Source organism: Methylorubrum thiocyanatum, from assembly GCA_014138645.1.
GTDB lineage: Bacteria > Pseudomonadota > Alphaproteobacteria > Rhizobiales > Beijerinckiaceae > Methylobacterium > Methylobacterium thiocyanatum.
The window spans coordinates 245,620-270,274 of the sequence record JACJIB010000005.1; the positions used below are offsets into that span (position 1 = coordinate 245,620).

Below are 24,655 nucleotides of genomic sequence, written 5' to 3' on the forward strand. Positions count from 1 at the left end.
CGGTCGGTCGCCGACCCCCTTCTGCATCGCCCGCGCGGTCTTTGAGAGAGAATCTGCGCCGGAGCGATCAGGGCTCACCCCCGCAGGCACGAAATCCGGGTGTCGCGAGGGCGCTGATCCCGATGGGGACATCGAACCGGCATGGCGAAACCCTTCTGCGGCTCGGGATGATCTTGAAAAAATCTCCGCATTACTCTGCCAAAGAAAGAAGTCCGTTCCGGTCAAGCTCCGCTATACGTTGCATACAAAATCCGATGCGGAGTGGGTGGAATGACTGAGGCTCTCGACAGGCGCGGGTTTCTGAAACTGTCGGCGGCGCTTGCCGCCGGTTCGGCCGCCGGCTTCTCCTGCATCGAGGTGGCGCGCGCCGCGCCCGTCGCGGTTCCGACCGTCGATACCTTGAGCCTGCGGGTGCTGATCGATTCCGCGCACGATCAGTTTCTGAAGCCGGCGACCGTGCAGGGCGTGCTGCACCAGCCGCCGGGCAACGGCCGCGGCGCCGATTACCGCAAGGTGCTGCACAACCAGTGGGGCCTCTCGCTCTTCGCCGAGTCCAAGGCCGGCGAGGAGGCGCGCACCATCCTGCTTGATTTCGGCTACAGCCCCGAAGCGCTGCTCAACAATATCGAGATCCTGAAGGTCGATCCGACCAAGATCGATGCGTTGATCGTCAGCCACGGCCATCACGACCATTACGGCGGGCTGACCGGCTTCCTCGACAAGTACCGCGACGCGCTCTCCCCGGAGCTGAAGCTCTACGCGGGCGGCGAGGACAATTTCTGCCATCGCCTGTCCCCGAGCGGGGTGCAGGGCCAGTTCACCGATTTCGGCCAGATCGACCGGCGCGAACTGACCGCGCGGCGGATCGCAACCGTTCTGTGCGAGGCGCCGACGGTGGTGGCCGGCCACGCCTTCACCACCGGCCAGATCAAGCGCACCTCCGCCGAGCGCATCCTGCCCAACACCTTCGTCGAACGGGGCATCAAGGACGGGCTCGGCTGCGACGCGAGCCACTATTCGCCCGCCGAGCTCCAGGGCAAGATCATCCCCGACGAGCATGTCCACGAGCACGCCACCTGCTTCAACGTGCGGGGCAAGGGCCTCGTGGTGATCTCGTCCTGCGGTCATGTCGGCATCGTCAACTCGGTGCGGCAGGCGCAGGCGGTGTCGGGGATCGAGAAGGTCCACGCCATCGTCGGCGGCTTCCATCTCGGGCCGGCGCCGAAAGAGTATCTGACCGAGGTCGTCGGCGAGATCGGCCGGCTGAAGCCCAACGTCGTGATCCCGATGCATTGCAGCGGCCTCAACTTCGCCCTGGAGGCGCAGCGGCAGATGCCGGAGAACGTCATCGTTCCGACCACCGGAAGCCGGCTCACCTTCGGTGCGTAGGCCGCTCGCAGCCGCGCTTCTGCTCGGATTGGCGGCGCTCGGTTCGGCCCGGGCCGAGGCGCCTGCGCGCCGCTCGGCCGCCGAGCTGATGGACGTGCTGATGTGGAACCGCGAGCCGGTCGGCGGGCCGTTCGCGCTGATCGACCAGGACGGGCGCCCCCGCACCGACGCGGATTTCCGGGGGCGCCTCGTGATCCTCACCTTCGGCTACACCGCCTGCCCCGACGTCTGCCCCACGGATCTCATGGAGATCTCCCGGGCCCTGACCCTGCTCGGCAAGGCCGGGGAAGAGATCCAGCCCGTCTTCGTCACCCTCGACCCGGCGCGGGACACGCCGGCCCTTCTGGCGGAATTCGTCCCGAGCTTCCATCCGCGCCTGATCGGGCTGACCGGCAGCGAGGCCGCGATCCGGCAGGCGGCGGACGCCTACAAGGTGTTCTACCGGCGCGAGGACGGTCAGGACACGATCGAACACTCGGCCTTCGTCTATCTGATGGACCGCTCCGGCGCCTATCTCGGCTTCTTTCCGCCCGGTACGTCGGCCGAGCGGATGCTGACGATCATCCGGCCGCATCTCGGGGCGCGGTGAAGGGCGGCGCGTCGAAGGGGGATGAACCGCGCGAGAGAACCGGCCGCGGCCGCCGTTGCGCCGGCGGATTGCAGGGCAACGGCCTGCGGCGTCACCGCACCCTGCGAACTCAAAGCCGCGATGCGATCTTGTCGGCCACGCGCAGGGCGTTGGCGACGATGGTCAGCGTGGGGTTCACGGCGCCGATCGAGGGGAAGAAGCTCGCATCCGTCACGTAGAGGTTCTCGATCCCGTGCGCCCGGCAATCGAGATCGAGCACGCTGGTCGCGGGGTCCGGACCGAAGCGCAGGGTTCCGGCCTGATGCGCCGTGCCGCTAATCGGGGTGTCCTTGCCGAGATAGAGCGTTCGGTCGAACAGGTGCGGATGGATGTCGAGGCTGTCGCAGAGCGAGCGCAGCTTCTCGCGCAGGCGCGCCTGCGCCTCGGCATTCGTGATCGTCAGGTCGAGATGCACTTGGCCGTCGCGGTAGTGGATGCGGTTCTCCGGCCGCGGGAGATCCTCGGAGGTCAGCCAGAAGTCGATCGAGTGTTCGGCGATGGTGGTGAACGGCCGCGTCGGCAGCCATTGCAGGAAACCCGGCAAACCCTCCGCCTCGATCTGCATGCCGTCGGATTTGCCGACCATCTGGATATGACCGAGCGGGAACTCCCAGTCGTTCAGCGGGCTGCGATCGCGGCCGTAATAGAAGTCGTTGAGCCCGAGCGTCTTCTGGAACTGGGTCGGGTTCGGCTGCTTCGAGATCGCCAGCACGGTGGTGTTGTTGTGGCGCATGTAGTTGCGCCCGACCTGGGCCGAGCGGTTGGCCAGCCCGTCCGGATGCGCCGCGTTGCCGGAGCGCAGGAACAGCAGCGCCGAGGACAGCGCGCCGCAGGCCACCACGAACAGGTCGGCGTGAAGCGTGTGGCGCCGCCCCTCGATCACCACCTCGACGCCGGTGACGCGGCCCCCGCCCGCATCGGTCAGCAGGCGCTCGGCATAGGCGTTGCGCAGGAGCGTGAGGTTCGGGTGGGTGGCCAGCGTCGGATCAATGCAGATGATCTGTGCGTCCGCCTTGCCGTTCGTCAGGCTCGGATAGCCGTCGAACGGGTCGCAGCGCAGCAGCGGTGAGTGCGGCGTGGTCCCGCCCTTGCCGTCTTCCTCCATCAGCGCACCCATCGGCAGGTGGAACGGGTGGTGGCCCAAGCGCGCAAGGTCGTCGGCGAGCCGCTGGATGCGCGGCTCGTGGCTGATCGGCGGTTTCGGATAGGGCTCGGGGGAGGGGGGCTCCGTCGGGTCCTCGCCGCGGGCGCCGTGGACCTGGAACAGCTCCTCCGCCGCCTGATAGTAGGGCGCGAAGGCATCGTACTTCAGCGGCCATTCCGGCGAGACCCCGTCCGGGTGGCGCTGGGCCTCGAAGTCGCTCTCGCGCAGGCGGAACAGCACGCCGCCATAGACCTTCGAGTTGCCGCCGACGAAGTAGTGCAGGCCGGGCTTGAACGTGTCGCCGTTCGAGGAGGTCCAGGTCTCGTCCGCCTGGTAGCGGGCCTTGCGGAAGACCGCGTCGGTGTCCCAGTTCTCGCGCTCGCGCGGCAGGTAGTCGCCGCGCTCGATCACGAGGATGCGTTTGCCGGTGCGGGCGAGGCGCCACGCGGCGGAGCCGCCGCCCGGCCCCGAGCCCACAATGATCACATCGTAACGGTCGCCGCTCATCCGCCGCCTCGCTCCGTGCTCCGAGCCGCAACGGATGGCGCTGGGACCCGTTCCAGGCGGCCGGCTCACCGAACGTCCCGCAGCCATGCGCGAACCGCAGGGGCGCAGCGGCGTTGGCAGCCGGATGACCCCGACGGGCGCAAGACGGGAGCAAGCCATGACCATCGAGGTGCTCGCCGCCTTCGCGGCCCGTGCGTCACTGGTGCTGCTGTTCCTGCCGTTCAGCGCCCTCGACAAGGTTCTGAACTTCCGCGCCGCGGTCGGGCAGGCGGGACAGGCGACGTCCTCGCGTCCGCTGGCGACGGCGCTGATCCTGGCCGGCCTGTTCGTCGAGGTCGTGATGTCGGCGGCCGTGCTCACCGGCATCGCCGACCGCTTCGCCGCCTTCGTGCTGGCGGGCTACTGCGCGGTGACCGCGCTCCTGTGGAAGCCCTTCTGGCGGAAACCCGATTTCCGCCTGCGCGGGCCGAGCCAGGGCCGCGAGACCTTCTGGGACTTCCTCAAGAACTTCGCGGTGGCCGGCGGCTTCCTCGCGCTCGCCTGGAGCGGGCCGAGTGCGCAGGGCGTCGCGGCCTTCCTGCACGACCCGTTCGGATCGACCCACCCCTACGCGCAGACGCGTGCGGAGACAGCCCGATGAGCGAAGAGACCAGCCGAGAGGCCGACCGGCCGGCCGTGCCCTATTGGCACCTCTACACCGACGCCGACGGCGTCAGCCGGCAGGTCCGCTGCACGATGACCGACTTCCACCTCGCCTCGATGAAGCCGCCCGCCGCGCCGCAATGGCAGGGGGTGAAGCACCATGACGGCATGACCACGATGATCACCGTCCAGCCGGTCGGCTGGGAGGGCACGTGGCACGAGAACCCGGCGCCGCAATGGATCATCCCCTTGAGCGGTCGCTGGTATGTCGAGTCGATGGACGGAACCCGGGTCGAGATGGGGCCCGGCGAGATCTCCTTCGGCGAGGACCAGGGTTGCCGGACCCTCGACGGCAAGACCGGGCACAAGTCCGGCACGGTCGGCGATGCGCCCGCCGTCCTGATGGTGGTGCAGTTCGACGGTCAGCGCGCGCGCATCACGCCGTGCCGGTTCGGGTGAGACGATGGACGGGTTCGAGATCCGCGATCCCCGGTTCAGGCACTACGTGCTCGACAATGCCGGACTGGAGGAGATCGCCGCCGGCTTCCGCTGGGTCGAGGGTCCGGTCTGGATGGGCGACTGGAACTGCCTGCTGTTCCAGGATCTGCCGCGCAACCGCACCATGCGCTGGAGCGAGGCGGAGGGCCTCTCGGTCTACCGAGCGCCTTCCGATTACGGGAACGGGCAGGCCCGCGACCGCGAGGGACGGCTGATCACCTGCTCGCATCACGGCCGCTGCCTCAATCGCACGGAGCATGACGGGCGCCTCACGCGGCTCGTCGACAGCCATGCCGGAAAGCGGTTGAATTCGCCCAACGACGTCGTCGTCAAATCCGACGGCACGATCTGGTTCACCGACCCGGTCTACGGCATCGCCAACGACTACGAGGGCGGCCGCCAGCACTCCGAGCAGCCGCCCGCCCTCTACCGCTTCGATCCCGCGACCGGTGACATCCGCGTCGCGGCGGGCGATTTCGACGGGCCGAACGGCCTCGCCTTCTCGCCGGACGAGCGGCGGCTCTACGTCTCGGAGACCGGCGACCAGAGCCGCCCCGATCCGCGCCAGTACATCCGCGTGTTCGATGTCGGCGCGGACGGCACGCTCACGGGCGGCGACGTCTTCCACACGATCGAGCCGGGTTACTGCGACGGGATGAAGGTCGACGAGGACGGTAATATCTGGTCGAGCGCCGCCGACGGCGTCCACTGCCTCTCGCCGGAGGGGCGGCTCCTCGGCAAGGTGCTCGTGCCGTACCGCGTCTCCAACATGACGTGGGGCGGCGTCCATCGGAACCGCCTGTTCATCGCCGGCTCGCAGCGCGTGTTCTCGATCTTCCTGAACCGCCGCGGTGTCCCGTTGCCGGGAGCCGGGCGGTGACGGCCTTGCGGGTCGCCGCGATCCGGCTCCTCTGCCCGGATCCGGCCGCGACCGCCGCCTTCTACGCGGCGGCGTTCGGTGCCGCCGTCGTCGCCGACGGCTCCCGCGTTGTGCTCGGCGCGCAGACGATCGAACTCGCTCCGGCCTTGCAGAATTGGGACGGGCCTGCGCCTTCCAACAGCACCACCTTCCAACATTGTGCGATCGTCGTCACGGACATGGCGGCGGCCTACGCGCATCTGCGCGGGATCGCCGGCTGGACGCCGATCTCGGAGGGCGGGCCGGAGCGGCTCCCCGCGGCCTCGGGCGGCGTGAGCGCGTTCAAGTTCCGCGATCCTGACGGGCATCCGCTCGAACTGCTCGCCTTCCCGCCCGAGGCGGTGCCGCCGGTCTGGCGAGGACGGTCGGGCTTGGTTCTCGGACTCGATCATACGGCGGTCACGGTCGCCGACACGGAGCGGGCGGTCGCGTTCTACGCAAGTCTCGGGTTTCACGTAACGCATCGGGGGGTGAACCGGGGGCCTGAGCAAGCCCGGATGGACGCCGTCGACGATCCCGTCGTCGAGGTGACCGGCCTCGCGCCGCCGGGCGGTGGACCGCCTCATCTGGAGCTTCTCTGCTACCGTGCCCCGGGATCGATCCTGAAAACCTGCGCCGACGACTCTCCCCTGGCCACCCGCATCGTCCTCGCCGGCAGCAGCGACACCGATTGCCCATCGCACGATCCGGATGGCCACAGGCTCCTCTTGATCGCCGATCAGATTTGATTTTTTGTCATTTCCATCAAAGTGGTTATTGAGGCTTCGCAGATGATCTGCGGTATCGAAATCAAATATCTATGTGTAATTTGAGTATTATCGCTCGATTTTGAACCGGGCGCGTGGCCGGCGCGCCGATCGTTCCGGGTCGGATCTTCGCGCTCGCGATGCTCGCGCCACCACGTCTCCGGCAGGCCGCGACCTCAGCCCTGAATGCAAAATACGGGCTGCCTATATCAATTTCGTGATCTGGAACTACCAGCCTCGCATCGGAACCTGCTTGCGCGCAATTCGTTTGGGCTCCGCTGCCGCTTCGGCAGTCGGAAGCACGAAGGGCGGGCGCGGACGTGACGGCGGACGTCGACAGGCATGAACTCCGGCAGATCATCGCCGGCCTCAGCGAGGGCGTGATCCTGGTCGAGCCTGACCAGAGCATCGCCTACGCGAACGAGGCCGCGCTCGCCATGCACGGGGTCGAGCAACTCGACGATCTCGGTGGGGACGTCGACGCCTACCGCGAGCGGTTTGCCCTGCGCTACCGCAACAACAGGTCCCCCGAGCACTACCCGATGGAGCGAGTGGTCGCAGGCGAGCACTTCCACGATGTCATCGTCAAGGTCCGCCGCGCCGACCAGCCGGAGGTCGACTTCGTCCATTCCGTGCGGAGCCTGGTCGCCAACGACCGCGAGGGCAATCCGAGCTGCCTCGCGCTGATCCTCAAGGACGTCTCGGACCAGTTCGAGGCCGAGGAGCGCTTCGAGACGGCGTTCAACGCCAACCCGGCCCCCGCCGTCATCACGCGCCTCTCCGACCTGCGTCACGTCAAGGTGAATACCGGTTTTCTGGAGATGACCGGGTACGTCCGCGATGCTGTCATCGGGCGCAGCGTCTACGAGGTCGATGTGCTCGCCGGTGCGCGCAACCGGGAGCTCGCCATCTCGCGCCTGAACGAGGGCGGCACCATTCCGCAGATGGAGGCGTGCCTCACCCTGCCGGATGGGGGAAGCCGCTTCGTGATCGTGGCGGGCCAGCCCATCGCGATGGGCGACGAGCCGTGCATGCTGTTCACCTTTGCGGATCTGGAGCTGCGCCGGAAGGCCGAGACAGCCCTCCGGCAGAGCGAGGAGCGCTTCGCCAAGGCCTTCCGGCTCACCCCGGTGCCGACCGTGCTGGCCCGCCTCGAGACCTTCACCGTCACCGGGATCAATGCGGCCTTCACCCGTGTCTTCGGTCACGGCGAGGATGCCGCCGTCGGGCGCTCATGCGCCGAGATCGGGCTGTGGGTCGCGCAGGCGCCCCGCGAGCGGTTCGAGGAAGCCGTCCAGCGCACGGGCTTCGTGGCCGGCCAGGAGGTCTGCCTGCGCCATCAGGATGGATCGGAACTCGATTGCCTCGCCTCGGCCGAGCGCGTCGAGATCGGCGAGGAGACCTTCGCGCTGCTCGTCCTGCAGGACATCACCGAGCGCAAGCGCGGCGAACGGGAACTGTTCGAGGCGATCGAGACCGTGATGGCCGATACCTCCTGGTTCAGCCGCGGCCTCATCGACAAGCTCGCCAACCTGCGCCAGCCCGGAATCCGGGACGACAATGGGGCGAACCCAACCCTCACCCTGCGGGAGCGCCAGATCCTGAATCTGATCTGCGCAGGCCTCGACGACGATGCCATCGCCCGGCGCCTCAACCTGTCGCGCAACACGGTGCGCAATCACGGCGCCGCGCTCTACCGCAAGCTCGGCGTCCACAAGCGCGCGGAGGCCGTGATCTGGGGACGCGAGAACGGCTTTCCCCTCAACATGTCCGGTCCATAAAAACCAACGTACTGGTATTCCCGTACTATTGAACGGCGGGGTTGAGCGGACATCTGAGGCGAGCCAGCGTTTTCGCAGTCTTCGACGAGGTGAACGTGTCCGACCACGCGAAACCCACTTCCGCCGAGCACGCCAAGGGTTCGGTGAAGGAGGCCATCGGCAAGCTGATCGGGGATGCCCGGGTCGAGGCCGAGGGCAAGGCTCAGAAGCAGGGGGCGCGGAGGCCGAGGGCGCCCTCGCGCCGCGACTGACCCGGACGTCGCGCGACGCCCGCGAACGCATCGCACGCACCATCACAACCGCACCGTCACAACCGAAGGAGAACGACATGGTCGATACCAGCAGGATCACGGGTGCCGCGAAGGAACTCGGCGGCACGGTGCAGGGCGCGGTCGGCGACCTGACCGGCTCGAAGAGCAACTCGGTCGAGGGCCGCGTCCGCGAGGCGCAGGGCTCCGCCGAGAACCTCTACGGCCAAGCCAAGGACGCCGTCCGCCACGCGGTCGACGAGGCGTACGATTTTGCCGAGGACGCCTACGAGAACGGCGGCCGCTCCCTGCGTCGGGGCTCCGGTGAGGTCGGCGAATACGTCTCGGAGGCGCCGGTCGCCTCGCTTCTCATCGCAGGCGCGGTCGGCTTCGGCCTCGGCCTCCTCGTCAGCCGCCTCTGACCCCTTCGCCCCTTCTTTTCCGCCGACTGACCGGAGTGCAAGCGTGACCACGACCACAAGCCTATCGCCCGTCGCCGCCGCCGAGACGCGGGCCGTCCTGCTCAACGAGGTGTCCTGGGGCGCGATCTTCGCCGGCGCCGTCACCGCCCTCGTGACCCAGGTGGTGCTGAATCTCGTCGGGGTCGGCATCGGCCTCGCCTCGGTCGGCACCAACACCGCCGACAACCCGGCCGCCTCCACGGTCTCGCTGGGCGCCGGGCTGTGGTTCGTGGTCTCCGGCATCGTCGCCTCGCTGGCCGGCGGCCTCGTCGCCGGGCGGCTCTCCGGCAAGCCGTTGCCGGGGGCGGCCGGCCTGCACGGTCTGGTCTCCTGGGCGGTGACCACGCTCGTCGTGCTCTACCTTCTCACCTCGGCCGCGACGGGTCTCGTCGGCGGCACGCTGAGCACGGTCTCGGGCGCTCTCGGCGGCGCCGGCAATCTCGTCGGCGGCACGGTGCAGACGGCGGCTCAGGCCGCGGCGCCCTCGCTGTCCAAGATCTCGAACCCGCTCGACGGCATCGAGCGGACGGTGCGCGAACAATCCGCCGGGCAGGATCCGCAGGCGGCCCGCGACGCGGCGGTGGCCGCGGTGCGCGCCGTGCTGACCGGGGACCCGTCTCAGAAGGAGCAGGCCAAGTCCCGCGCCGCCGACGCCCTCGCCAAGGCCCAGGGCATCTCGCCCGACCAGGCGAAGGCGCAGATCGATGATTACCAGAAGCAGTACGAGCAGGCGGTCGCCACGGCCAAGCAGAAGGCCGAGGCCGCTGCGGTGGCCGCCAAGTCGGCCGCGACCCAGGGCGCCTTCTACGCCGCCATCGCGCTGATCCTGGGAGCGCTGGCCGGCTTCTTCGGCGGCCGCCTCGGCACCCCGAAGCCGGTGACCCTGGCCGGCGCCTATGAGGCCCGCCGCGCCTGAGCCTTTCGCCATCGGCTCCCGCCGCCCGGCGGGAGCCTTCCCAACCGGTGAAGCCGGTCACCACCCACCTGTCAGAGGAAATCATCCGATGAGCAGCACGACCGACAAGATCAAGGGTCTCGCCAACGAGGCCGCGGGCAACGTCAAGCAGGGCCTCGGCAAGGTGACCGGCAACGACCGGCTCGTGGCCGAGGGCAAGGCGCAGGAACTGAAGGGCGAGGCGCAGAAGACGGCCGGCGACGTCAAGGACGCGCCAAGAACCTCGCCGACAAGATCACCGGCAAGAACTGATCAACAACTGATCTAGGACTGAGAAATCGTCCGGGGCCGCAGCCGTGGCCCCGGACCACGTTTCTCGCCACCCTTCCCGGCACCTTTCCCGCAACGACAAGGAGTTCATCATGAACCGCGACCAGTTCCGTGGCGCGTCCCGTCACATCAAGGGTCGCGCGCAGACCGCCCTCGGCGGCGTGACCGGAGACCCGGCCCGTCAGGTGCGCGGCGCCGTGAACCAAGTGGCGGGCGGGGCACAGTACGCCTACGGCGCCGCCCGCGACCGTGCAGAGGATCTCGCCCGCGACGGGCGCCATCTCGCTCACGCGGCGCGGGAGCGTGCCGACGACCTGATCGAGGACGGACGCCGATACGCCGGCGCGGCCCGCCGCCGCGGCGAGGCCTATGGCCGCCGCGCGGTTCGTTACGCCGACGCCAACCGCACCTCGACGCTGCTCGGCCTCGTGGCAACCGCCTTCGCCCTCGGCTGGCTCGCCCGGCCCTCGCGCTGACCGCTGCCCTCGGAGACCGTCATGATCCGCAAACTGCTGACCGCCCTGGTCCTGCCGAGGGTCATCGCCTTCATCGGCCGCCGACTCTCCGGCCGGGCCGCAGCCCCGCCACGCCACGGACGCTGAGCCGGGGCAAGCCCCTCATCGCGATCAAGGACATGCCGAAGGAGGACATGCCATGAGCAAGGGATACCCCTCGATGACGGCCCTGTTGGGCCTGCTGGCGATTGCCGGCTACCAGAGCCGCGACAAGCTTGCCGAACTGCTGAAGAGTCATGAGCCGGGGCGCTCCCCCGTCCCGCATGGACCGGCCACCGCGGGAGCGGGCGCTTCCGGACCCCTCGGCGATCTGGCCGGTCTGCTCGGCGGTGTCGGCTCGGCGGGGCTCGGCGGTTTCATCGCCCGCGGCCTGAGCGAACTGGTCGAGCACTTCACCAAGGGCGGCCATGGCGAGGCGGCGGGTTCCTGGGTTGCCCAGGGACCGAACCGCGACATCGCCGAGGCCGACCTGGAACGCGCCATCGGCTCGGAGACGCTCGATCACCTCTCGCAGCAGACCGGGCTGAGCCGCGCGGCCCTGCTGTCGCGCCTGTCGCGCGAGCTGCCCTCCGCCATCGACCGCTACGCGCCGGACGGACGCCTGCCGGTCTGACCATCCCGCGCCGGATGTCTTCCGGCCGGTCCTTCGCCACCCCTTTTCCCTTATCCGATGAGGATCCCGACTCCATGACGCTTCGTCCGTTGCTGTGCGCCCTGTCCGTCCTGGCGGGAGCGCCGGCTCTCGCCCAGGAGCCGGCCCGGGAACCGAAGCCCATCGCAGCCCAGCCGGCGACGCTGAACGACGACCTGCGGGCAAAGTTCGTCGCCCAGGCGCCGGAGGACGTGGTCGCCTCCAAACTGATCGGGACGAGCATCCGCAACGGCGCGAACGAGACCATCGGCTCGGTCGCCGACGTGGTCTTCGACGACAAGGGGGCGGTGAAGTCCTACGTCGTCAGCGTCGGCGGCTTCCTCGGCCTGAACGCCAAATACGTGGCGGTGGCCCCTGAGACGCTGATCCTGGCGCGCAAGGACGGTGGGCGTCTCGACGCGGTCATCGAGACCGACAAGGACCAGCTCCGCGCCGCCCCCGAATACGTCTATCTCGGGACCGAGCCGAAGAAGTGAGCGGCCGGACGGACCGGGCAAGGGCGTTCGCTCCGGTCCGTCCCTGTCCGCCGTGCCCGCGCCCCCTCGTGGACCTCACGGGCCGGCACTTCGTCTGATCCGTTTCCGCGCCCGAGCTTGTGCCGGCATTCGCCCCGCCATCGGTCTTCCCGGAGGAAGAGCCTTCCGCGAACCGCTCGCCCGCGAGGTCAACGGGGGAGGCGACCGAGGCAGGTCTCACGGCACCGGAGGTCCATGAATTCAGGCGGCTTTCACATTGCCGAGGAACTCACTCACCGTCATCGACAGAGCGTTTGACGTTCGTCCAAGGCTTTGAGCGGAGCCGAGGACATGAACGCTTGACGCTTCCACGTCAGTCGTGGCGTGCCGCATCTGCGTGATGGCGCCGTTGACGCTCAATGTGCCCTGGGCGGCTTCCTGGACATTGCGCGCAATCTCCTCGGTGGCGACCCCCTGCTCTTCCATCGCCGCAGCAATCCCCGTCGCAATCGAGTCAACCTCGTTGATGATTCCGCCGATGGCGTCGATCGCGATCACCGCTTGGCGGGTCTCTGCCTGGATCGCCGCGATCTGATTGCCGACTTCGTCCGTCGCGCGCGCCGTTTGCGATGCAAGCTCTTTGACCTCGCTCGCCACCACAGCGAAGCCGCGACCGGCTTGCCCGGCTCGAGCCGCCTCAATCGTGGCATTGAGGGCGAGGAGATCGGTTTGCCTGGCAATGGAGTTGATGACGGCGATGACGCCTCCGATCCGTTCGGCGGTCACAGCCAGGGTCTTGACGATGGTATCCGTGCGCTGGGCCTCCTCGGCGGCTCGCCTCGATATCTGCGACGAACGCATGACTTGGGTCGCGATCTCACGGATCGACGCGGCGAGCTCCTCGGTGGCCGCAGCGACGGTCTGGACATTGGCCGAGGTCTGTTCTGCGGCGGCAACTGCGCCAACCGATTGCTCGGTCGTGTGGGCGATGACCCGACTCATCGTGGTGGAGGTGCGCTCCATCGCGCTCGCGGCCCCAGACATCTCGCCCGCAAGTACGGAAATATCCGCCTCGAAGGTGCTCGCAAGCCGGTCGAGCTGTTGGGCGCGCCGAACCCTGACATCTTGGTCCCTGGCCTGTGCCGCAGCGAGAGCCTCACGCTCGACGAGCCCGTCGCGCAGAACAACCAAGCTTCTCGCCATCATGCCGACTTCGTCGCGAAGCGCCACCTCGCGGATCGCGATCTCAGTATTGCCGGCAGCAAGGGTGCGCATATCACCGTTCAGAGCATGCAGAGGACGGATGATCGACCGCACCAAGAACATGGTCACGAGGCCGAGGAGGAGGACGATCAGCGTGCCTTTCACGAGCAACTGCCACGCCGCTGCTGCCAGTTCGGCTCGCAGGTCATCGATGTAGACGCCCGTCACCATGATGACGCCCCACGGCTTGAAATGTCCGTAGTAGCTGAGCTTGTCGATAGGCTCGCTCTCACCCGCCCTCTGCCACTGGTAAGTGACCGTCGCACTCCCGTCTCGCAGGGCGCGAGGCAAGACGTCCGCCGTGAACAGGAAGCCGCGAGCATCGGCAACGCCGGAGAAATTCTTGCCGAGTGCCTTCGGATTGACGGAATGCGCGATCGTAACACCCGCCTCGTCGATCACGAAGATGTAGTCGCCTTTACCGTAGCGCATCGCTCCGATGTCCGCATAGGCGGCGGCCTTGGCCTCTGCTTCCGTCATCGTTCCTTTCGTGACTTCGCCGCGGTAGCGTTCCGCAACACCCATGGCGGCATCGACGAGTGACTTGAGTTGACTGATGCGCGCTGCGTAGAGGCTTTCACGTTCGGAAAGCAGCGCACTCCCGCCGAAGATAGCCAGTGCTACCGTGAAGATCGCAATGATGCCGTATAGGCGCGCCGCGATGGACACTCGGTTCATGGGCCAGCACCTCTTTACTTGGTCGGATTCGCTGGCGGTCAGTTTGTATCATATGTTATAAAAAAAGATTAAGAGAAATAGTAATGCGCGGTTACCTTGTGTTCACTCTTGTTTATTGGATCATTTCAACCTGGCTTATATTTATGGTCGCGCTAAGGAGGAGGGCTAATGTAGGAAGGCGGCTATAAAAGGCTGACAAGTCAGATCCAAAAGATAACTGGCGCATGCGGTCTGCCGCTCTTCAGCGATGGTGAACGGATGCGGCTATCATTTTTCTGGGGAAATCATGATAGATGCCTGTCTGGAAAAGTAGATATATTTGTTTGCTGATAAATAATGATGCGTGTTCTCTTCTGATCATTCGAGAATCGTTTGATGCCGTCCCAACGCGAAACGGCGCGCGCTGATCGGCCGGCTGCTGGCTGGCAAGATGTCGGCGGTGGCGGACCGCGCGGCCCCACATCCTCGCGCAGCAGGAGGATCAGTTCTGGCGGCGATGCTCCGGGAAGCCGGCGGAGCGGACGTGCTGAAGATTGAGACGCTTCCAGTTCCAGAGCCGGGGCCGGGAGAGATCCTGATCCCCGTTCATCCGGGCCAGGGCGAGACGTTGCTACGCCGCCCTCTCGGTGCAGGGAATGACAAGCAGGCCCATGGAGATCGCAACCACCATCAGCGGCGCCCGGCACTCTCCAGTTCGGGCTGGGTCGCAGGCCGCGTACTGTAGATCGGGAAGTTGATGCGGCTCCAGATCTGATGTCCGCCCGCCGTATTTTCGGCCAGGACGGTCCTTTGGTAGTACAGCGACAAAACGAAGGCGCCGAAATCATAGCTCATGACCGGCCCGAGTGAGACGAAGCGCGCGCGTCCTCCGCGTCCACGGCCTCCGGCCGCAGGCGTCGGTTCTCCGGCCCGAAGATCGTCGGTGAATTGATAGATGATCGTGGAGCCGAGCCCGAAATCGAGCTTGTCGAAGATCCGGCGTGTCGCCGTCAGGTCTGTGGCGACCAAGGTTCCCGATTGAAAGCGCCTCGCCTCGTTCTCTTCGTTGACGTTGAAGACGATGTTGCTCGAGAGGTGCCAGCCGTCCTTGACGTAGCTGAGCCCGAGCCGTGGTTCGAAGGTCGCGTAGTTGCGGGCCGGATTGATCGGACGCCCGAGCGTGTATTTCCCGACATTCGGATAGATATTCAGGCCGGCGCTGACGGCGAAACCGTTGCCGAGGCGCCACGACAGAGTGCCGACATTGAGGATCGTGTTGACGATACCGAATTGATCTGCAGAGACCGTGGGCGTTGTAATGGTGTGGTAGCGGACGGGCTGCACGACGCCGATCCCGTAGCTCGCTCCGAGGATCTGGAGGTCCGTGACCCAGAGAACGCCGAGGCCGATCGGGTAGTTCTCGATCCTGGCCCCGGTGTCGCGGCCGGTGTCGCCTCGTCCCTTGAAGTCGAACCGGCCGACGCCGATCATGCCGTAGACGCCCGGCGGCGGCAGCAAGCCGACGGGGGCCCCGATTGTTCCTCCGGGGATGAAGGGCGTCACATCCTCGACGGCATGAGCCGGGTTCGCATGTCCGAAGATTGAGAATCCCATCAAGGCCGCACTTACGACCCGGGCGGCGCGGGATATGACCGGCTTATGACCCACCACACTCCCCCCTTTTTCCAGTCTCTGTTTGAATCGTCCCATTTTCATCGCCGTATTATAGTTCGAATGATTTTATTTATATACATATGTTAAGTTAATTTTTATTTAAAGCGCAGCCGAAAACAAAGGCGCATATGAGATTTCTGATTTGGGCGGTCGTGATCTCAAGGACTGAATTCGGTCGGGGGCGGCAAACCGGACAATCTAGAGTATCGCCCTGGCTGTTGGGTCCAATCCGCGGGCCGAGACCGCTTTCCGGCATTATTCTTCGGATGGCCGATGGCGATCTTTCGAGATGATGCGCGCGTTCCGGCGACCTCGAGCGAGCTGCAACGATCCCCTTCGCGATGGTTCAGGTGGCGTCGGGCTGGCGGGATGGGTGCGCAGCCCGGAACAGCGGCTGGGCCTCGGCATAGTCGACGATGCGCGCGATCTTCGGGAGCGAGGCAAGCGCGCTTCCGAATCGCCGGGCCGCGTAGACCTGCGGGACGAGGTAGACGTCAGCCAAGCTTGGCCAGGGGCCGAAGCAGTAGGTGTGGCCGTCCTCGATCAGGGCTTCGACGGCGGAGAGGCCCTCGCCGATCCAGCGACCGACCCAGCGGCCGATCTCGTCCTCCGAGGCGCTGAAGCGCTCTCGCAGGTGGGTCAGCGGGCCGACGTTGTGGAGCGGATGGATGTCGCAGCCGATGATGGCCGCGACGGCTCTGATGCGCGCGCGCTGGATCGGATCGGCCGGCAGCAGCGGCGGCAACGGGAACGTCTCTTCGAGATATTCGATGATGGCCGGCGACTGGGTCAGGACGGTGCCGTCGTCGAGGATCAGGCTCGGCACGCGCTGCTGCGGATTGATCCGCCGGTAGGCATCGCTGCGGTGCTCGCCACCGCCGCGAACGAGGTGAACCGGCACTTGGTCGAACGCCAGCCCCTTGAGGGCGAGCGCGAGGCGCAGCCGGTAGGACGAGGTCGATCGCCAGTAACCGTAGAGCTTCATCCCGAAGCTCCCACGATCACCCCTCGGCACTCGCCGAAGCCGATGGAAGCGAAGCCCTCGCGCACGCCGTGGGCCTGAAGGAGCACCTCGTCGCCGTCTTCGAGGAACCGGCGCTCCTCGCCGGAGGCCAGCTGGAGCGGTTCCCGGCCCCCGAGCGTGGCCTCGATGAGGCTGCCGCAGGCGTCCCGCTCCGGCCCCGAAATCGTCCCCGTGCCCAGGAGGTCGCCGGGCCGAAGGTTGCAGCCGCCGCTGGCGTGGTGGGCCAGCATCTGGGCCGCCGTCCAATACATGGAGCGCGTGTTCGACACCGCGACCCGGTGCGGAGGCAGCCCGGCCTCACGCAGGCCCGGCGTCAGCAGGAAGACGTCGAGCCGGAGGTCGAAGGCTCCCCCTCGCTGGTCCGCCTCGTCCGTGAGGTAGGCGAGAGGCTTGGGATCCCCCTGCGGCCGAGGCGGCTGCGGGATTCGGAAGGGGAGCAGCGCCTCGGGCGTGACGATCCAGGGTGAGATCGTGGTGACGAAGTTCTTCGACAGAAACGGGCCGAGCGGCTGGTATTCCCAAGACTGGATGTCCCGTGCAGACCAGTCGTTCAGCAGGCAATAGCCCGCGATATGGGCTTCCGCCTCACCGATCGCGATCGGCTCGCCGAGCGCGTTGCCCGGCCCGACCCACACGCCGAGTTCCAGCTCGTAATCGAGCCGCTGGGAGGGTCCGAAATGGATCGTATCGGCATCCGGCCCCTTGGTTTGGCCGCTCGGACGCCGCACCGGTGCCCCGGACGGGCGGATCGAGGAGGCGCGGCCGTGATAGCCGATCGGGACGTGCTTGTAGTTCGGCAGCAGCGGGTTGTCCGGTCGGAACTGCCGGCCGATATTCTCGGCGTGATGGATGCCGACGTAGAAATCGGTGTAGTCGCCGATCGCGGCCGGGAGGTGGAGCCGGCAGGCGGCCGCCTCGTGCAGCAGCGGTTCGATCGTGCGGCGCTCCGCCTGGCCCTCGCGCAGCAAGGCCGACAGGTCCCGGCGCAGGGCGCGGCGCGGGCCGGCACCCAGCGCGAGCAGCGGGTTGAGGGTTTCCCCGACGGCTTCGACCGCCGCGGCGGCTTCGCCGGAGAGAAGGTTCGTCGCGAGCAGGGCCGGCAGATCGAGAATGTGCCGGCCGATCGCGACCCCCGCTCGCGGGACGCCGCCGTCCGGGGACACAATGCCGAGCGGCAGGTTCTGGATGGGAAAGTCCGGGTGGTCGTCGGCGCCCGGCACCCACGACCGCAGCCCGGCATCGTGGGTGTGATCAAGATCGTGCGTCATCCCGGCCTGCCTTACTGTATGAGGTTGCTGCCGCGCGTCTCGCGCGAGGTCGCGATGGCCCAGAGCGCCGGCACCGCCATGGCGCTGGCGTAGATGGCGACCGCGATGGGTGCCTGGAAAAGCTCAAGGAGCCCGGTTCCGACGATCGGCGCGAGGGCGCCGCCGAGTACCGCCGCGACCGAGTAGGCGGTGGACATCGCCGTGTAGCGGATGCGGGCGGGGAACAGTTCCGTGAAGTGGGCCGACATGCCGCCGACGACGACACCGTGGCAGGTCAGCGTCAGCATCGTCGCGGCCGTGAGCACCGCCTCGGACGCTCCGCTTTCGAGGGTGAAGAGGTGGAAGGCGGCCGCCACGCTGCCCAGGAGGCCGAGCACGGTCACCGGCTTGCGGCCCACGATATCCGAGAGGGCTCCTGCGCCGAGGATGGCCGCCACCTGGGCGATCGAGCCCCAGAACAAGGCTGTCAAGGCCGCTTCGCGCGGCGCCCGCAGGAAGAGCGTCGCGAGCACGATGAAGAACGTCGAGAACAGGTAGAACAGCGTGCTCTCCCCGCTCTTGATGAACAGCACGCGGGCCATGCTGGCGGGATGTTCGCGCAGCGCCTCGCGCAAGGGGGCGCGCGGCACCTCGGCGTGCTGCTCCCGCGCCTCGACGAAGGCGGGCGATTCCTCGATGCGCCGACGCATCCAGAAGCCGAACACGATCAGGACCGCCGAGGCCAGGAAGGGCAGGCGCCACGCCCAGTCGACGAAGGCGGTCTGCCCGAAGGCGGCGATGGCGGCCCCGATCACGGTGGTGGCCAGGACGTTGCCCGCCGGACCACCGATCATCGGGAAGCCCGTCCAGAAGCCGCGCTGCCGTGCCGGCATGCTTTCGGCCACGATGACGAGGGCACCGGTCGATTCGCCGCCGACGGCGAAGCCCTGAAGCAGGCGCAGAATGACGAGCAGGATCGGCGCGGCGACGCCAACCTGCGCGTAGGTCGGCAGCAATCCCATGGCGATGGTCGCCACCCCCATGAGGAGCAGACTGGCGACGAGGCTGCGCTTGCGGCCGATCTTGTCCCCGAGCACGCCGAAGAACCAGCCGCCGAGCGGCCTGGCCACGAAGCCGACGGCCTGCGCCATCAGGGCGGCCAGCAGGCCGGCAAAGGGGTCGGCAGCGGGGAAGAAGGCGGTGTTGAACACCATCGCGGCGCAGACCGCGAACACCGCGAAGTCGTACCATTCGACGATGGAGCCGACGCTGCTGGCGAGCAGAAGGCGCGTTCGTGCGCCGTGATCGACCTTGGTGTCCAGGTCCAGCGGCAACACGCCAGACACGGCGGTCTGTGTATTCATGATGACCTCCCTATTCAATCAAAGCAATCGAGGGGTGGCGGTGTTCTTATTGTTCTTCAGCAATAGCGGGACCGACCGCGTGCCTTGAGCACGCGGTCCTGTCTTGATTTCGGAATGCTCGCCCGATCGGCCCGGTCGATCTTCGGGCCGGGCGCTGTCGCGGCGCGGGCGCCTTCAGGGCGTGAGCGGCTCGAAGTAGCGGTTGAGGCGCCGGCCGTAATCGGCGTAGCCGTCCTGGAGCGTCGGCGACTCGGCCGCGAAGCGGCTGACTTTCTGCGGGAAGCGCGTCTCGAACATGAAGGCGAGGGTGCCTTCATGCTTGTGCGGCTTGAGATCACCGTTCGAGGCGGCCTCGAAGGCGTCGATGTCCGGGCCATGCGGGAGCATGGTGTTGTGCAGCGAGGCTCCGCCCGGCCGAAACCCGCCGCTGGTTTTGGCGTCGTAAACCCCGTAGACGAGCCCCATGAACTCACTCATCACGTTCATGTGGTACCAGGGTGGCCGGAAGGTATTCTCGGCGACCAGCCAGCGGTCGGAGAAAATCACGAAGTCGATATTCGCAGTGCCCGGCGTTTCCGACGGTGAGGTCAATACGGTAAAGATCGACGGATCGGCATGGTCGAAGAGGATCGGTCCGATTGGGGAGTACTTGCGCAAGTCGTATTTGTACGGAGCGTAGTTGCCGTGCCATGCAACGACGTCGAGGGGAGAATGAGCGATCTCGGTTGCCCACATCGTGCCGCCCCACTTCATCATCAGCGTCGAGGCGACGTCGCGATCCTCGTAGGCGGCCACGGGCGTGAGGAAATCGCGCTGGTTGGCCATACAGTTGGCGCCGATGGGGCCGCGCTCCGGCAGGGTGAAGGCGCCGCCGTAGTTTTCGCAGACATAGCCGCGGGCGGGGCCATCGAGCAGCTCGACCCGGATCTTCACGCCCCTAGGGATCACGCAGATCTCCCCGGGCTCCACGTCGATGATGCCGAACTCGGTGGCGAAGCGAAGCCGGCCCTCCTGCGGGACGACCAGCAACTCGCCGTCGGCATTGTAGAAGTACTCGTCCCGCATCGAACGGGTGGCGAGATAGACATGCGCGCCCATCCCGGCCTGCGCGCCGGCGTCGCCCGCCGTGGTCATGGTGTGGATGCCCTCGATGAAGGAGAGCGGCTCGGCCGGCAGCGGCAAGGGATCCCAGCGCAAGGGTGCGGGGGCGATCTCCACCTCCGGGGCCGGCGCCGTTCGCCACAGCCGGGCATCGATCTTGGAGAACCGGTTCCAATGCGTCACGGTCGGGCGGATACGGTAGAGCCAGGAGCGCTCGTTGGTGGCCCGCGGCGCCGTGAACGGCGAGCCCGAGAGTTGCTCGGCATAGAGGCCGTAGGGGCATCTTTGAGGCGAGTTGCGCCCGACCGGCAGGGCACCGGGGAGCGCTTCGGTCTCGAAACCGTTTCCGAAGCCGGTCATGTACCCGGGGGCGGGATGAAAGAAATGTTGGCCGGAGCGCGGCTCCGGCAGGGTCCGAACGTTCATTCCAGCTCCCTTCCATCCCCATCATAGTTACATTTGTAACTATGATTCTGAGAATTAGTTTCGGCTGAAACGAATGTCAAGCGCCAGCAAACCCAAACCTCAACGATCCGTCACGCTCGCGACCTTCCTGCCCTATCGCTTGAATGTCCTGGCCACCGTCGTGAGTGGCGGATTGGGCCGTATCTACGGAGAGCGCTTCGGGATCGGCATTCCCGAATGGAGGGTCCTGGCAACCATTGGGGAATTCAAACGAATCACGGCAAAAGCCATCGGCCAGCACAGCGAAATGGGAAAAGTAAAAATCAGCCGCGCGGCCGCCTCGCTGGAGGAGAGGGGCTTTATTCAGCGGGAAGCCAACGCCGATGATTTGCGAGAGATGTTCCTGACGCTGACCCCGGCGGGGCAAAGCGTCTACGATGAAATCGTCCCGCTTGCCCTGAACTATGCCGCTCAGCTGACGGCCGATCTTAGTCCCGACGAGGAGGCGACCTTCGGGATGCTGCTCGACCGGCTCCTGGCGCGCGCCCGGAAGGAGTTCGACGGGTCGGAGCTGTAGCCGCCCTGGCGGGATCGCCCCGGCGATCCGCTGGGCGGCGGCTGCGCTCGCCCATCCCTCACGGCCATGGGACGACAACGACCTTCGTAGCGGGGCTGCCCCTGTCCGGGATCGCGGCCCTGTTCGTGCTCGATGGGCCGATCAGCCGCCCCGCCTTCCGGACCCAGGTCGATCAGGGGGGCGCGAACACGCGCCCGGCGACATCGGGGTGATGGACGGCCTCGTTCGCCACAAGGGCAAGGCCGTCCCGACCGCCATGGGCTGCGATCGATGGAGAAGGGTCAAAGCAGCGGGCGCTCGCGAATCCGGCCGTCGAAATCGACGTGCAGGAGGCGCTCGCCGCCATCCGCCCCCTTTGCGGCGACCTCCAAGTGACGCGGACCGCGGCCGGTGACGCGGATGTCGCTGTACCCGGCCTTCTCGACCGCCGCGGTCAGGGCCGGCAGGTCCGGCTTCGGACCCAGGCCGAGCTTGTCCTTCGCCCAGTCCGCGCTGCCCGCCGGCGGACCTCCGGGCCGCCCGAGCACGACCTGCTTGCCGTCCGCGCGGGTGATCAGGGTGGCGTGCAGGAAGCCCTTCTCGAAGCGGCCCTGCACGGTGACGGTCTCGCCCTTCGTGACAAGCCCGCCATCCTCGCCCTGCCGGCCCGTTTCGACCAGGGCGCGGCCCGTGCTGTCCTGGATCACGAACTTGTTGCCGAAGATCTCGGCGACCTCGCCCCTGGCTGCGATGGCGCCCGAGGGGGCGAGCACCGAGATCGCCGTCGGGTCGACCGGCGTCGGCGCGACCGTCTGTCCGGACTGCGCCAGGGACAGCCCGGCGGCACCGAGTGCCAACGGCGCGGCGATGGCACCGATGACGAGATGGCGCCTCTTGGGGTGGGGCCGCGCCGAGCCCGGTGCCCGCTCCGGCCGTTCCGCTGCCGGATTTTCGATGATCTTGTCGTCGCTCATGATGATTGCTCGTCCTGTTCGGTGGCGTCCCTTTCGGGTCGTCCGACGTCTAGGACCTCGGCCGAAACCGGCCCTGAACCACTTCGTTCAGATTCGGTTAAAGGGCGGCCGCTAGGGGGCCATCCCCGGGAACGGAGCCGTGATGAAGATCCTGCTGGTCGAAGACGACGAGGCGCTCTCCGCCGAGCTGGCCAAGGCGCTGCGCGCGGAGGGCTTCGCCATCGATCTGGCCCGGAACGGTATCGACGCCGGGCATCTCGGCGAGACCGAGACCTACGACGCGGTCGTGCTCGATCTCGGCCTGCCCCAGCGAGACGGTGTCTCGGTGCTACAGGATTGGCGATCGGCCGGGCGCACCGTGCCGGTTCTGATCCTCACCGCGCGCGATGGCTGGAGCGACAAGGTCGCGGGCTTCAAGGCGGGGGCCGACGACTACCTCGTGAAGCCGTTCCGCGTGGAGGAGCTGGTGATGCGTCTGCGGGCCCTGATGCGCCGTGCCCAGGCCAACGGCGCCGCGCGGGTCGCGTGCGGACCGCTCACCTTCGATGCGGGGCTCGGCACCTTCGAGCATCACGGATTGCCGCTGCGGCTGACGGGGCTCGAATGGCGCGTGCTGTGCGCCCTCATCCTGCGCAGGGAGGCCGTGGTGCCGCGGGGACAGTTGATCGAGCGGGTCTATGACGGCGATGCCGAGGTCGATTCCAACTCCGTCGAAGTCATCATCACCCGCCTGCGCCGCAAGATCGCCCCCGCCGCCATTGAGACCGTGCGCGGCCACGGCTACCGGCTGATGCCGGCGGGCGCCGCGTGATCCCACTGCTCAAGGCCAAGCCGCCCCCCGGACCGGCGCGCCCGAGACCGCCGCGCCCCAGACCGCCGCATCGGCTGTTCGGCGGCCCGGACTCCCTGCAGCGTCGCCTGCTGCTGACGGCGGGCGCGTGCCTCGCGATCGCGCTCATCGCCGCCGGCCTTTCCATCGGCTTCATCCTGCAGCGCTTCGTCCGCGGGCAGATCGACGGCCGGCTCGACGACCGCATCCTGTCCCTGATCTCCGATCTGCAGCCGGCGGCCGACGGCGGTTTCTCGCTGAACCGTGACCGAGACGGACCGCCCTTCGACCGGGCTCGTTCGGGCTGGTACTGGCAGGTGCGCCGTGGTGAGGCCGTTCTCCGCTCCGGCTCGCTGGATGGCCGCGACCTCGAACTTCCGGAGGTGCCGATCCGCCGACAGGACCGGAACATCCCTTCGCCCGCGGACGGCACCGGCCCCTGGGGCGATGGCCTGATCCTGCGGATCCTGACGGTCGAGGGCCGCGGCGGCACATCCCCGACCATCTACGCCGCCTCGGCCCCGACCGCGGCCCTGCGCGGGCCGGTTCTGGAAGCGCTGCGGACGCTGCTTGTCTGCCTCGGACTGATCGGCCTTTTCCTGTTCGCCGGCGTGCTCGTCCAAGTCCGGCTCGGCCTACGCCCGCTCCGCAGGCTCCGCGACCAGCTCGCCGCCGTGCGGGCCGGAGGGCTTGATCGGCTTCCCGAGCGGCAACCCACCGAGGTGCGCCCGCTGGCCGCGGAGATCAACGCGCTCCTCGACCAGAACGGGGTCAACCTGGAACATGCCCGATCCCAGGTCGCGAACCTCGCTCACGGCCTGAAGACGCCGCTCGCAACCCTGTCGATCGCCCTCGCCGAGACCGGCGATGCGCGCGACGCGGCGCTCGCCCGGCAGGTGGACGCCATGGACCGGCGCATCCGCCATCACCTGCGCCGTGCTCGCACGGCCGCCGTCGGCGGCCATTCCAGAACAAGGGCCGATGTTGCCACGCATGTCGCCGATCTGGCGATCGCATTGCGGCGCATCCATGCCGACAGGACCATCGACTTCGTCAACGCGGTGCCCGACGGCCTTACGGTGGCCTGCGACCCGCAGGATCTCGACGAGATGCTGGGAAACCTCACCGAGAACGCGTTCAAATGGTGCCGCGTACGTGTGCGGATCGGGGCGCTGCGCCGGGGCCCGGAGGTCGTGATTCGCGTCGAGGACGATGGTCCGGGCCTGGACGAGGCTGCGATGGCCGAGGCCTTGATCCGAGGTCGTCGTCTGGACGAAAGCCGGCCCGGCCACGGCTTCGGTCTGCCAATCGCCATGGAGCTGGCAGAACTTTATGGCGGCTCCGTTGTGCTTGACGTGTCCGAGCTCAAAGGGCTTGAGGCGCGATTGACGTTGCCGGCCTGAATACAGCTGTATCCCTTGGAACGATGCAGGGCATCGCCGTTAACGGGCGGTCTGACGCTTCTATGACTTCAGTCCCGGGTAGGGCGCTGGGCGCCGGGACAGGGGGTTATCCTTGTCCCGGCGCCCAGCGGGCTGACGATCGCTCACTCCGCGGGCGGGCCGTCTTCGAAGGCGGACCCATAAAGGTGCCCGCCGCAAAGCACCCAACTGTGGCGTGAGGCATAAGTTGATAAGCGCCCAGGCCTATCTAACTGATTTTATTGACGATTCTGCGCGCCCTCCAGCATAATCAGGCATAACTTGCTCATTCCACGCGGATAAGTTGTTCGAGTGACGAGAAGGCATTTA

24 protein-coding genes and 2 pseudogenes are annotated in these 24,655 nt (G+C 67.2%); 18 read left to right on the forward strand and 8 right to left on the reverse strand.

The features are described 5' to 3' along the window. Positions 1 to 270 precede the first annotated feature (270 nt). Together HNR51_RS15530 and HNR51_RS15535 are read left to right on the forward strand one after the other, a co-directional pair. Positions 271 to 1,389 carry an MBL fold metallo-hydrolase gene (locus HNR51_RS15530; protein WP_182555520.1) on the forward strand — a complete coding sequence of 373 codons (1,119 nt, stop codon included), beginning with the start codon at positions 271 to 273 and terminating at the stop codon, positions 1,387 to 1,389. Further along, entirely contained in the window at positions 1,382 to 1,978 is a 597-nt protein-coding gene (locus HNR51_RS15535; protein WP_012452988.1) for an SCO family protein, read from the forward strand. The genes HNR51_RS15530 and HNR51_RS15535 overlap by 8 nt, the downstream gene beginning before the upstream one ends. Positions 1,979 to 2,087: 109 nt before the next feature. Here HNR51_RS15535 and HNR51_RS15540 read toward each other — a convergent pair whose 3' ends face one another. Further along, a complete protein-coding gene (locus tag HNR51_RS15540) occupies positions 2,088 to 3,668 on the reverse strand; it encodes a GMC oxidoreductase (protein ID WP_182555521.1) in 1,581 nt (526 codons plus the stop codon). Positions 3,669 to 3,825: 157 nt separating this feature from the next. On the opposite strand from HNR51_RS15540, the gene HNR51_RS15545 reads away from it, so the two are divergent. The 12 genes and pseudogenes from HNR51_RS15545 to HNR51_RS15600 all read left to right on the forward strand — a co-directional run bounded on the left by HNR51_RS15545 (position 3,826) and on the right by HNR51_RS15600 (position 11,831). Continuing rightward, on the forward strand, positions 3,826 to 4,308 hold the full coding sequence (locus HNR51_RS15545; protein ID WP_012452986.1) for a DoxX family protein: 483 nt from the start codon (positions 3,826 to 3,828) through the stop codon (positions 4,306 to 4,308). Next, positions 4,305 to 4,769, forward strand: a complete 465-nt coding sequence (locus HNR51_RS15550; protein WP_182555522.1) for a cupin domain-containing protein — start codon at positions 4,305 to 4,307, stop codon at positions 4,767 to 4,769. Before HNR51_RS15545 ends, HNR51_RS15550 begins: the two co-directional genes overlap by 4 nt. Positions 4,770 to 4,773: 4 nt before the next feature. Beyond that, positions 4,774 to 5,688, forward strand: coding sequence for an SMP-30/gluconolactonase/LRE family protein (locus HNR51_RS15555; RefSeq protein ID WP_182555523.1), 915 nt, complete (start codon positions 4,774 to 4,776; stop codon positions 5,686 to 5,688). Further along, positions 5,685 to 6,455 (forward strand): VOC family protein, encoded by a 771-nt coding sequence (locus HNR51_RS15560; protein ID WP_182555524.1) that lies wholly within the window; start codon positions 5,685 to 5,687, stop codon positions 6,453 to 6,455. The genes HNR51_RS15555 and HNR51_RS15560 overlap by 4 nt, the downstream gene beginning before the upstream one ends. 338 nt (positions 6,456 to 6,793) lie before the next feature. After that, positions 6,794 to 8,254 carry a helix-turn-helix transcriptional regulator gene (locus HNR51_RS15565; protein ID WP_182555525.1) on the forward strand — a complete coding sequence of 487 codons (1,461 nt, stop codon included), beginning with the start codon at positions 6,794 to 6,796 and terminating at the stop codon, positions 8,252 to 8,254. 95 nt (positions 8,255 to 8,349) lie between these two features. Next, a complete protein-coding gene (locus HNR51_RS15570) occupies positions 8,350 to 8,505 on the forward strand; it encodes a CsbD family protein (RefSeq protein WP_182555526.1) in 156 nt (51 codons plus the stop codon). Positions 8,506 to 8,582: 77 nt separating this feature from the next. Further along, positions 8,583 to 8,924: a CsbD family protein gene (locus HNR51_RS15575; RefSeq protein ID WP_182555527.1), complete on the forward strand. Its 342-nt coding sequence runs from the start codon at positions 8,583 to 8,585 to the stop codon at positions 8,922 to 8,924. 43 nt (positions 8,925 to 8,967) lie between these two features. Continuing rightward, the gene (locus HNR51_RS15580; RefSeq protein ID WP_012452979.1) at positions 8,968 to 9,879 is read left to right on the forward strand and encodes a hypothetical protein; all 912 of its coding nucleotides are present in this window, start codon (positions 8,968 to 8,970) and stop codon (positions 9,877 to 9,879) included. An 88-nt stretch (positions 9,880 to 9,967) separates the two neighbouring features. Beyond that, a pseudogene (locus HNR51_RS15585) lies at positions 9,968 to 10,170 on the forward strand (CsbD family protein). Between the two features lie 110 nt (positions 10,171 to 10,280). Beyond that, positions 10,281 to 10,664 carry a CsbD family protein gene (locus HNR51_RS15590; RefSeq protein ID WP_182555529.1) on the forward strand — a complete coding sequence of 128 codons (384 nt, stop codon included), beginning with the start codon at positions 10,281 to 10,283 and terminating at the stop codon, positions 10,662 to 10,664. 178 nt (positions 10,665 to 10,842) lie between these two features. Further along, complete coding sequence (locus HNR51_RS15595) at positions 10,843 to 11,316, forward strand: YidB family protein (RefSeq protein WP_182555530.1); 474 nt, start codon at positions 10,843 to 10,845, stop codon at positions 11,314 to 11,316. A 74-nt stretch (positions 11,317 to 11,390) separates the two neighbouring features. Further along, positions 11,391 to 11,831 (forward strand): PRC-barrel domain-containing protein, encoded by a 441-nt coding sequence (locus tag HNR51_RS15600; RefSeq protein WP_182555531.1) that lies wholly within the window; start codon positions 11,391 to 11,393, stop codon positions 11,829 to 11,831. 240 nt (positions 11,832 to 12,071) lie between these two features. Here HNR51_RS15600 and HNR51_RS15605 read toward each other — a convergent pair whose 3' ends face one another. The 6 genes from HNR51_RS15605 to hmgA form a co-directional block, all read right to left on the reverse strand. After that, positions 12,072 to 13,751 carry a methyl-accepting chemotaxis protein gene (locus tag HNR51_RS15605; protein ID WP_182555532.1) on the reverse strand — a complete coding sequence of 560 codons (1,680 nt, stop codon included), beginning with the start codon at positions 13,749 to 13,751 and terminating at the stop codon, positions 12,072 to 12,074. A gap of 669 nt (positions 13,752 to 14,420) precedes the next feature. Next, a complete protein-coding gene (locus HNR51_RS15610) occupies positions 14,421 to 15,398 on the reverse strand; it encodes a SphA family protein (protein ID WP_182555533.1) in 978 nt (325 codons plus the stop codon). A gap of 352 nt (positions 15,399 to 15,750) precedes the next feature. Beyond that, entirely contained in the window at positions 15,751 to 16,389 is a 639-nt protein-coding gene (maiA, locus tag HNR51_RS15615; RefSeq protein WP_182555534.1) for a maleylacetoacetate isomerase, read from the reverse strand. After that, on the reverse strand, positions 16,386 to 17,696 hold the full coding sequence (fahA, locus tag HNR51_RS15620; RefSeq protein WP_182555535.1) for a fumarylacetoacetase: 1,311 nt from the start codon (positions 17,694 to 17,696) through the stop codon (positions 16,386 to 16,388). Before fahA ends, maiA begins: the two co-directional genes overlap by 4 nt. A gap of 11 nt (positions 17,697 to 17,707) precedes the next feature. After that, positions 17,708 to 19,039, reverse strand: coding sequence for an MFS transporter (locus tag HNR51_RS15625; protein ID WP_182555536.1), 1,332 nt, complete (start codon positions 19,037 to 19,039; stop codon positions 17,708 to 17,710). Between the two features lie 174 nt (positions 19,040 to 19,213). Beyond that, on the reverse strand, positions 19,214 to 20,566 hold the full coding sequence (gene hmgA / locus HNR51_RS15630) for a homogentisate 1,2-dioxygenase (protein ID WP_182555537.1): 1,353 nt from the start codon (positions 20,564 to 20,566) through the stop codon (positions 19,214 to 19,216). 73 nt (positions 20,567 to 20,639) lie between these two features. Here hmgA and HNR51_RS15635 point away from each other — a divergent pair, with 73 nt between their 5' ends. Continuing rightward, a complete protein-coding gene (locus HNR51_RS15635; RefSeq protein ID WP_182555538.1) occupies positions 20,640 to 21,122 on the forward strand; it encodes a MarR family winged helix-turn-helix transcriptional regulator in 483 nt (160 codons plus the stop codon). Positions 21,123 to 21,154: 32 nt separating this feature from the next. Continuing rightward, a pseudogene (locus HNR51_RS15640) lies at positions 21,155 to 21,423 on the forward strand (IS630 family transposase); the annotation flags it as partial. On the opposite strand, the gene HNR51_RS15645 reads toward HNR51_RS15640, so the two are convergent. After that, complete coding sequence (locus HNR51_RS15645) at positions 21,404 to 22,075, reverse strand: DNA-binding protein (protein ID WP_182555539.1); 672 nt, start codon at positions 22,073 to 22,075, stop codon at positions 21,404 to 21,406. The pseudogene HNR51_RS15640 and the gene HNR51_RS15645 overlap by 20 nt on opposite strands. 142 nt (positions 22,076 to 22,217) lie before the next feature. On the opposite strand from HNR51_RS15645, the gene HNR51_RS15650 reads away from it, so the two are divergent. After that, complete coding sequence (locus tag HNR51_RS15650; RefSeq protein ID WP_012452965.1) at positions 22,218 to 22,886, forward strand: response regulator; 669 nt, start codon at positions 22,218 to 22,220, stop codon at positions 22,884 to 22,886. Positions 22,887 to 23,221: 335 nt separating this feature from the next. Continuing rightward, a complete protein-coding gene (locus tag HNR51_RS15655) occupies positions 23,222 to 24,307 on the forward strand; it encodes a sensor histidine kinase (protein WP_366932678.1) in 1,086 nt (361 codons plus the stop codon). The last annotated feature ends 348 nt before the right edge of the window (positions 24,308 to 24,655 follow it).